The sequence below is a fragment of the Holospora curviuscula genome (assembly GCF_002930195.1).
GTDB classification, from domain to species: Bacteria; Pseudomonadota; Alphaproteobacteria; order Holosporales; family Holosporaceae; genus Holospora; species Holospora curviuscula.
The window spans coordinates 1-4,203 of record NZ_PHHC01000081.1 but is presented as its reverse complement, the minus strand read 5'-3'; the positions used below and the strand labels follow the sequence as shown (position 1 = coordinate 4,203).

Genomic DNA, 4,203 nt, shown 5'->3' with positions numbered 1-4,203 from the left:
GCCTGCGTTATCTCTGCTTATGTTTTATCTTTGTTATTTTTAACATACAGTATTAGCTGATTTAAATCGATGGTTCCTTTGCTGTCTAATCGTGCTGTAGGCTTGATGACTGCTTCTTTTTTGCACGGTATCCCACCCCCTCTACTTAGGCTACTTTGACCCACCATAACTATTTTTGCGCTCGTATTTTGATCATTACCTGATTTTGTGTAGTCTATTCCTCTTTACTTGAAGTCTAAGCTATATTATTTTTTTATTATTTTCTAAAAAGTATATTGTAAATATAGAGAACTAAAATCATGTTTTGGCACTAAAAGAGAATTTTTTTAAGAATTATTCACTATTCTTGACATACCCGTATTGAATTTCTGGGATACTTTACTAGACGTTATGCTACCAAACTCTACCCCTATAAAGCGCAGGAAATCAAAATCAGTATTACTGATCTTTGCTAAAAAAAGGTTGTAAGCTTCCCTTTTTTATGGCAAACTCTTTCAGGAAGAGAACCATGATCAGCTTTAGTATTTTTTTAAAGCTTCAAAACAAGTAACCAAACATGTACAAACAACTAGATGTCTTATTCTTTTTATGACAAAGCGCTTCAGTTGGGAAAGTGCTTTGTCCATCATAAACAAGTGCCTTTTGATGTAGGGTATCGTTGGGGTAGAACATTTTTACAGGAAGCGTTCGGACTATCTTCTCATCAATGGACCCTTACTATGTTTGAGAGGTATTGGCATCATGAGGATTTAGAGTGTTGGGTAGAGGCCTTCATTGTGGAGCATAAGCCCCTATCTCGCAGTACTCAGCGTCGTTTTTTTTGGAATCAGTATTTCACATTAAATGAAGCAACCCTAGATCCGAGGCCTGAAACTGAAGGATTAGTACAACTGGTCCTGAACGAAGCTTCTGGGATTCATAATATTCTTGATCTAGGTACCGGAAGCGGATGTATAGTTTTGAGCCTTTTGGAAGCATTACCTTGGGTCCAGGGTGTGGGAGTAGACATACAAGAAAAAGCTTTGGAAGCGGCTCAAAAAAACGCCCTTATTTTAGCATTAGATCAGCGTGTTCAGTGGATATCTGGAAATTGGTATGAAAATTTGGAACAACATGGATTCAAGAAGAACAGCTTTGACGTTATTATTAGTAACCCTCCTTATATCGCTTCTTCCCAGTGGTCTAAGTTACCTTTAGAAGTCCAACGATGGGATCCAAAAATTGCGTTAGATGGAGGGGAAGAGGGAATCACGCCTTACAAGGTAATTATTCCGGGCGCAAAAGAATGGCTAAGTGCAAAAGGCTTGTTAGTGTTAGAAATTCCAGCATATTCTTGCACAGAACTCTTAATTTTTCTTGGAAAAAAACATTTTTCTAAGGTATCTCTTGTGTTAGATCATTTTGATAGAAAACGCTATTTAAGGATGCGAAGTTAAGTTCTTTAAGGATAACGGATGCAAAATAAAAAAATACCATTATAATGTTTTTATTATGTTACAATGTTTTTAGGAGCTTTTTATGTTTTCCGTGTCGGAAGTGAGTGGTTTAGTGGCACAAATAATCCATGATCTTATTTCTCCTTTTAGTGCAATCTCTGCAGGAATTGAAATGACTCCTTCTCCGGGTGATGAGGTATGGCCACTTATCTTACGCTCGAAACAGCAATTAGCAGAACTGTTAGAGATATTTAGGGACTTTTTTGGTAGCGAAGCACTAAGCGTTCACCAGACAAAAATGCTGTTAAAACGTATGTTTAGAGATCGTTTCACCTGCGTTATGCCCAGTGATGCATTAATAGAGGTATACCCCAGAATAGGGTTAGGAATTTGTTTTTGGCTTGTGCGGCAGGCAATTTCAAAGAAAGGCTCTATTGAAATACATAATACCCCAAAGCACATTATATTTTCTTTAACTAATACTACCGTGCTTCCCACCTGTCATCAAGATTTGGTATTAATGCAAGGACATCACCCCAATAGTGGAACAGAATACTACGCTTATTTTGTCTATACACTATTACAAGAAGCTTATTTACAGATTCATATTGCTCGCTCCACTCAAGGGCTTGTGTTACACCTCAAGTCCCGCGATGAAAACTAAGATGTAACGCAAAGTATTTACGCTTTTTTATCAAAAGTTTGGTGTAATAAATCATTCACTTCTTTTGTCAATTCTCCAGGAGGAATTTCTGTATTAATATGAGAAGCAAGACTTTCCCAAGATTTTGCAAAGCATAAAGACGTAGAAAGCAAGCCGAGATATAAAAAGATACAGAATGTTTTGATGGTCATAGGCTTAAAGCGTTTAAAGGTACAAAAATAGTATAAGGTAAATGGGTTACTAAAAGATTATTTAAAAAAAGCTATACTGATTCGCATATACTCTTTGATTAAAAAAGTTTTAAGAGAGGCTATCATTCTATTTTTTTCAGAACACCTTAGGCTAGTCTTTATCCTTTCATAGGCTGCACTCAAGAATTTTTTCTGGGGGAATATATTCTACGCTTCCCTGCATATTAGAAAATTTTTTTAAAAATAACGCCAGTTGAGGTGCCCATGTAACGTTTGTAAAGACGCGGACGCGGTCTCTACAAGAATATTCTAAGGCTGAAGAAGAAAATACTTGTGCGTGTTCTTTGAATATATTAGCCAATGCAATGCCCGGATCTAATCGTAGACATGAAAACGGGAGATATTCTTGAAGCAAGGAGTCCATTTCGGAAAAATGAGTGCAGCCGTAAACAATAGCAGGTGTGGTATTGATATGGTGCAAAATTTCTATCACTGCCTTACGCTTTTGTACTTCATCTTGAGACTCAATGGCGGGAACCCAATGGGGACAAGGCACTGTACGAAGCGTTAATTGAGGCATTGTTCGCGTAAAGTACTCTTGATATACACCGCTATTAAGCGTACCTTGAGTAGCTAAAATCGTAATTTCTTTAATATTATCTTGAAAAACTGCATTCTGAACCACAGCATATACACTATCCGCCATACTGAGAAAACATTTTGAAGGCGTAAAATGAGCTGCTTTTAACCATGTAGTACTAGTATGGCATGCTGCAATAACTAAAGTACAGCCTTGCTCTTCTAAGAAATGAGAGTTTTTCTTAGACAATTCAACAATTTCGTCAGCGGATCTATTTCCATAAGGCATATGATGCAAATCTGCAAAATACAGAAAATTTTTGTGAGGCATGACTTGATATAAATTCCAAAGGACCTGAAGACCACCTAATCCACTGTCATAAATTCCTATAGGAGTGGGAAGTTGAAGTATCTCCTTTAGTTCCTCTTGTATAGAGGTAAAAATTTTATTAGAAAAAAAAGCTGGTGTCAGTGATGGAATAGTACGCTTAGTATCCTGAACGAACATGAGTGCATCCTTAAAGAATTATCTTAGACGTTTTGTAGCTTAACAGCTTTACTTTACCACAAATTCTGCTGTCTTTTATAGAGTTGGTTTATTCATTTTTAGGTTCACACAGCCTAAGATTACCCTAACCCTAAAAACGCAAAAGGATTAAGTTTTAGATAGTGCGCATCACAGTTGCTGTATTTAAGCATGATGTGAGAAATAGATACGTATTCTCCAGTCCATCTTTAAGACAACCTCTATACCCTGAACATTTTCAAACTTAGCCGTATACTCAGACCCTTCATCCTCTTAAGTAAACTTGAAGCAAAAGGTTTACTATAGTAATTTAACTGAAAGATGGGATTTAAAAGAGTTAAATTAAGACTTCATAGCACTCCGTATATTGAGTCATGTTACGATTAATCCATTTTTTCATAGTAGCCCAAAATTTTTTAATGGGGTTCAGATCAGGCAAATATGGAAGCGAGAAAACTAGCCGATAGCCAAACGATTCAATTACTTCTTTTGTTTTATATAGCTAAACAACTATAAAACGGTTATATTAAAAGAAAAGAGAAGAATATTTAAAAGTGTCGTATTTCTTATCATAAGGGTTTAGGAATTAAGAAGAAAGAAGGATTCAGTGATGAGGACTCTGGTAAACGTTTTAGAATGGGTGATTATAGAGGGAATACACGTTTAGAATCCCACTTAGTGCCCTCTAAGCTAGCCAGAACAATAGATATGGACTGTTTAGAACACGGTATCACGATATATCCTGATGCGCCGATCAGCCAGAGTACGCGGAGCGCTTTGGGGTAAGGGCTATTAGTCTCTTGAAAG

Annotated in this window: 5 protein-coding genes; 3 read left to right on the top strand and 2 right to left on the bottom strand. The window is 36.7% G+C overall.

Annotated features, from left to right (window positions below; all coding sequences use genetic code 11):
* The first annotated feature begins 572 nt into the window (after window positions 1-572).
* Together HCUR_RS03485 and HCUR_RS03480 are read left to right on the top strand one after the other, a co-directional pair.
* The gene (locus tag HCUR_RS03485; protein ID WP_104206767.1) at window positions 573-1,436 is read left to right on the top strand and encodes a N5-glutamine methyltransferase family protein; all 864 of its coding nucleotides are present in this window, start codon (window positions 573-575) and stop codon (window positions 1,434-1,436) included.
* Between the two features lie 82 nt (window positions 1,437-1,518).
* Window positions 1,519-2,100 (top strand): hypothetical protein, encoded by a 582-nt coding sequence (locus HCUR_RS03480; protein WP_104206766.1) that lies wholly within the window; start codon window positions 1,519-1,521, stop codon window positions 2,098-2,100.
* Between the two features lie 17 nt (window positions 2,101-2,117).
* Here HCUR_RS03480 and HCUR_RS09815 read toward each other — a convergent pair whose 3' ends face one another.
* Both HCUR_RS09815 and HCUR_RS03475 read right to left on the bottom strand, forming a co-directional pair.
* Window positions 2,118-2,252, bottom strand: coding sequence for a hypothetical protein (locus HCUR_RS09815; protein ID WP_279337566.1), 135 nt, complete (start codon window positions 2,250-2,252; stop codon window positions 2,118-2,120).
* Between the two features lie 205 nt (window positions 2,253-2,457).
* Window positions 2,458-3,378: a glutamate racemase gene (locus tag HCUR_RS03475; RefSeq protein ID WP_104206765.1), complete on the bottom strand. Its 921-nt coding sequence runs from the start codon at window positions 3,376-3,378 to the stop codon at window positions 2,458-2,460.
* A 654-nt stretch (window positions 3,379-4,032) separates the two neighbouring features.
* On the opposite strand from HCUR_RS03475, the gene HCUR_RS09120 reads away from it, so the two are divergent.
* On the top strand, window positions 4,033-4,182 hold the full coding sequence (locus tag HCUR_RS09120; RefSeq protein ID WP_207760894.1) for a hypothetical protein: 150 nt from the start codon (window positions 4,033-4,035) through the stop codon (window positions 4,180-4,182).
* Window positions 4,183-4,203: the final 21 nt, after the last annotated feature.